Origin of the sequence: Nostoc sp. UCD121, assembly GCF_014222285.1 — a bacterium.
Lineage (GTDB): Bacteria > Cyanobacteriota > Cyanobacteriia > Cyanobacteriales > Nostocaceae > Nostoc.
The window spans coordinates 1-4,349 of record NZ_JACKZS010000364.1 but is presented as its reverse complement, the minus strand read 5'-3'; the positions used below and the strand labels follow the sequence as shown (position 1 = coordinate 4,349).

At 38.3% G+C, this 4,349-nt stretch carries 5 protein-coding genes; all 5 read right to left on the bottom strand.

The features are described from left to right. Positions 1-51: 51 nt before the first annotated feature. From GNF10_RS35540 to GNF10_RS35520, 5 genes are read right to left on the bottom strand one after another with little or no spacing between them, the layout of a single operon-like run. Entirely contained in the window at positions 52-534 is a 483-nt protein-coding gene (locus tag GNF10_RS35540; protein ID WP_260446193.1) for a hypothetical protein, read from the bottom strand. Positions 535-584: 50 nt separating this feature from the next. Next, positions 585-1,523, bottom strand: coding sequence for a cation diffusion facilitator family transporter (locus tag GNF10_RS35535; protein ID WP_185582038.1), 939 nt, complete (start codon positions 1,521-1,523; stop codon positions 585-587). Positions 1,524-1,541: 18 nt separating this feature from the next. After that, complete coding sequence (locus GNF10_RS35530; protein WP_185582037.1) at positions 1,542-2,783, bottom strand: permease; 1,242 nt, start codon at positions 2,781-2,783, stop codon at positions 1,542-1,544. A 35-nt stretch (positions 2,784-2,818) separates the two neighbouring features. Beyond that, the gene (locus GNF10_RS35525; protein WP_260446194.1) at positions 2,819-3,112 is read right to left on the bottom strand and encodes a hypothetical protein; all 294 of its coding nucleotides are present in this window, start codon (positions 3,110-3,112) and stop codon (positions 2,819-2,821) included. After that, positions 3,105-3,917: an SDR family oxidoreductase gene (locus GNF10_RS35520; protein ID WP_185582036.1), complete on the bottom strand. Its 813-nt coding sequence runs from the start codon at positions 3,915-3,917 to the stop codon at positions 3,105-3,107. The genes GNF10_RS35525 and GNF10_RS35520 overlap by 8 nt, the downstream gene beginning before the upstream one ends. Between the last annotated feature and the right edge of the window lie 432 nt (positions 3,918-4,349).

Sequence of the window (4,349 nt, the reverse complement as noted above, 5' to 3'; positions counted from 1 at the left end):
AAAGTACTATGGGGTCTAGCTTCTGGTGCTTTCTACTTTTATCTATCCTCATCAATATTTAGATGCGTTTGCCCTGCCTCTACCTCCAACTTCCAGATGTGGCGCACACAAAGCGTATAGCTGGAGTTGGGAAATAAAATCACTATCTCCTGTTAACTTTGTGCGTTGTAAAATACAGGATAAATGTGGGTCAGCAATTACTTCTTTGATGACAGCATAACGCCCTTGTGGATCGGAATTAGTGATGCGATATCCTAAACCATGAGTCCACATCGGTTCAACTTTTGATTCGAGATGGCGTTTCTCTTCGTGAAAAAAGCTTTTTCCATCAGAAATTAGATACTGTAAATCCCGAACTTGGGGTTTATCTACTGTGGGATGGTAGATTTCAGTGACAACACCGTTCCAGATAGTAAACCAAATGTTACTAGAGGTAGAGTAAGCTGTTCCGACTCCATCTTTATTAGCATGAGTCCACCGAGGATCGATACCTGGTGAGCCAAAAGCCTGTCCTTGACTAAGAATTTTTACCATAATTTGTTGTGCAGATCAGCGCTGTAGTTAATTTTTATTTGATGAAAAAATTATTGAGAATTTTGAGAATATTTGCGAGATGCAGTTAATGATTTAGCTTCAATAAAAATTTGTTTTATTTCAGGATGCTTTTGGCGAATGTTTGCTTCTAAATTTTCTACAGTTAAAGCTATTTCTTCACCTGTAAGATTGTGAGAAAATTGAAGTTCTAAGTTGAGCAATACTTCTTTGGGAGCAAGTTGCATTGTTAGCACCCGGATAACTTCTTTCACTCCTGGTTCTGTTTTTGACAAAGAACGGATATTAGCTATAGTTTGAGTATCGGCACTTTCACCAACTAATAATCCTTTACTTTCTCTCGCTAGTACCACTGCTACTATAGCTAAGATAATGCCAATGATAATTGAGGCGATACCATCAAAATAAACATTATTAAATAGATGACCTAAAAATATTCCGATTAAGGCAACGAGTAAACCTGAAATGGCAGCAGTATCCTCAAATAATATTGTAATTACTGTAGGATCTTTACTATTTTTGATAGCTTGCCAAAAATTTTGTTTGCCCTTTGTCGGCAAAAACTCTTTTAAAGCTACAGTCCAAGAATAACCCTCCAATAGTATTGCTATACCTAACACAATATAATTCCACATTGGGTCTTCTAAAGGACTGGGGTTAATTAAATGAGTAATTCCCTCATAAATTGACATCCCGCCACCGATAGCAAAGATGAGGATAGCAACGATAAAAGTCCAGAAATAAAGTTCTTGGCCATAACCAAAGGGATGACTATCATCTGCTGGTTTTTGGCTCCTGCTAATTCCTAGTAAAAGTAATAGTTGGTCGCCAGTATCTACAACTGAATGAATACCTTCAGATATCATAGCGGAACTGCCAGTAATAGAGGCGGCGATAAATTTAGTAATAGCGATCGCTAAATTAGACCCCATCGCCGCAAAGATTGTTTTTTTAGATGAATCAGTTGCCATGATTGTAAATATTAGCTTCTAAATAGGTAAGTTTCTCACAGATTTCTTTCTCCTCTTTTTCAAAACATAATGCATCATGTTATGGTGTTCGCTATGTTCTTGCTCACTGCCGCTATTCATCATTTGCAGCATATTCGGCCCGCCAGTTTTGAAGAACCGCGCAACTAGTAAAGCTGCTAGAGCCAAAAACAAAATATTCAATACTGTAGTGTAGTTAAATTGGATAGATACCTCAACTACTTTGGCGTTGTGTTCTTGTGGTACTAATCCCAAAATTTGGAACAGAATTTCAATTATTAATGCCGCAATTACCATTGCTGCATAAAAAGCGATCGCTAGAAATATGCTAACTTTTAACCCGTAATATTTGCGGTAAATATTCAAAATTGGTAGTATAATCAGGTCGGCAAAAATAAATGCGACTACACCTCCAAAGCTAATACCTCCATTCCACAGCACAGCCGCTAGAGGAACATTCCCCACAGAACAAACAAAGGAAAATATCGCTACAATTGGCCCGACAATTGGCCCCCATAACTTCGACCATATAGGGTGATCTGTGAGAAAGAATGCTTGCCAAAAGTCGTTGGGTATCCAAGCAGCCAAAGCCCCTGCAATTACTAATCCCAGCGCAATATCTAACCACACAGAAACCCAGTCCATAACAAAGTAGTGGCTAATAGATGTAAATCCTTTATCAGAAAAAATTCTTTGCCAAATAGAACCTTCTGTTACTGACATATCCATATTGGCGTGTCCTTCCATTTTACCGGAAAGTCCCCGGTTGGCTTGCTGTTTAGCTGCTTTCACCATCTGGGGTTTTAGGAATACTTTAAACAGAAATACTAATATTACAATCATCAATAGTCCACCGACATACTCAGCCAGGGTAAATTGCCACCCCATTAATACTGCCAAGATAATGCCTAGTTCAATGACTAAATTAGTTGAGGCAAATTGAAATGCGATCGCTGCTGTAAAGTTACCACCTTTGCGAAAGATGGAACGGGCAAGGGCAACAGAAGCATAAGAACATGACGATGAAGCTGCACCTAAACCACAGGCTACTGCAATCGATTTTGGTGACGCATCTGGTAGTAGTCGGCTCATTTCCCCTTTAGAAATTACCGCTTGAACAATCCCTGATAGTGTAAAACCAAGAATGAGCGCCCAAAGAATTTCCCAAAACATAGAAAATGTCATGCTGAGTGCTAGGAAAATTCCATTTATGGGGTCGCCAAAAGGGTTTATAGTGTTCATTTTTATCAATTATCAGAATAATTTTATCCCAATTCCTAAGTAGTATAAACTTGTAATTCACCATCGATATGGGTAACTTTCCATTGGGTTTGTTCGCCATCACGCCAAAAGCGTAATCCCACCGTCGCGTCTCCCACGGACAAATTTGTGAGTTCTAAATCGGGTAAGAAATCTGGTAGATTCGGCTGTACTTTTAACTGTTGTTTGGAAGCATCAGCTTTGAGTCCTAAAATAGTACGGATGAGTAAGAAAATTGAACCAGCAGCGTTAGCGAGTATTCGTTCGCGCAGCGTCTCGTAGAGAGCGTCATTACGAATTATCTTAACCATTCTCTGTAAAACCCGGATACAAAGTCATACCACCATCTACAAATAGTGTTGTACCGTTGACATAATCAGAGTCATCAGAAGCCAACCAAACTGCTGCTTTGGCGATGTCTTCTACATCTCCCACACGTTTTGCTGGAATTAGTTGTAGTAACTTCGCCTCTGCTTGTGGAGTATCCCAAGCTGATTTGTTAATTGGAGTTTTAATAGCACCAGGAGCAATACTATTAACCCGAATTTTGTGAGGAGCAAGTTCTTGGGCAATACTCTGCATCATCATATTAATACCACCCTTGCTAGTAGCATAATTAACATGACCTGCCCAAGGAATTACCTGATGTACAGAACTCATACAAATAATCTTACCTGCCGCACATGAAATATCAGGCTTCACACCTCGACGCAAGAATTCCTTTGCAGCTTCCCTAGCACATAAGAATTGTCCCGTTAGATTTATCCCAATCACTGCATTCCATTGATCGAGGGTCATATCTATAAATGCTGAGTCTTTTTGAATGCCTGCATTACTTATTAAAATATCAATAGTGCCAAATTGTTTAAGGGTTTGGCTGAACATTGCCTTTACTTGGTCTTCTTTGCTGACATCGGCTTGAATAGCGAATGCTTCTCCATTAGCAGCTTTGATATCATCAACAATTTTTTGGGCTGATTCAGCTTCAGAATGGTAATTGATGGCTACTGCTGCACCTGATGCAGCCAAATAACGAGCGATCGCTTCACCAATTCCAGAACTAGCACCTGTCACCAGTGCTTTTTGACCTTTAAGCAGATAAGGAGAATAACTCATAATACTTTTTCAGAATTTTTGCTATGTATTTTCATTTGCAAAGTTTGAAGATAGCTGATATTGAAAACTTATGATTGAATCCAAATTGAAGCAAGCTGTCCTAAGTTGAAATTTTTATACCAATTACACATTTTGCTTATGTGTTTAATTTTTGACTAGTTATTTTGGTGATTCTGGCATTACTTTAGAGGTTTGCGAGAATGAACGCTTCTAGCCATTGGAATAATAAATATCTCTACCGAAAGAACTATAAAAATTTCATCACAATTTCATTATTGGATGAAATCTTTAAAGGATGAGGTCAGTTGTATGTCTTTCTTAAGCAGGAGATAGATTTTATAGTAATTGCAATTTTTTGATATGGATTTGTTGATACAAGAGTTTGATTAATTACAAGTAACTATTTACTACAGTTATTTCTTAATCTTGTAG

Coding starts and splice junctions, on each gene's coding strand:
- GNF10_RS35530 (WP_185582037.1), bottom strand. CDS start 2,783: ATGAACACTATAAACCCTTTTGGCGACCCCATAAATGGAATTTTCCTA.
- GNF10_RS35520 (WP_185582036.1), bottom strand. CDS start 3,917: ATGAGTTATTCTCCTTATCTGCTTAAAGGTCAAAAAGCACTGGTGACA.
- GNF10_RS35540 (WP_260446193.1), bottom strand. CDS start 534: ATGGTAAAAATTCTTAGTCAAGGACAGGCTTTTGGCTCACCAGGTATC.
- GNF10_RS35535 (WP_185582038.1), bottom strand. CDS start 1,523: ATGGCAACTGATTCATCTAAAAAAACAATCTTTGCGGCGATGGGGTCT.
- GNF10_RS35525 (WP_260446194.1), bottom strand. CDS start 3,112: ATGGTTAAGATAATTCGTAATGACGCTCTCTACGAGACGCTGCGCGAA.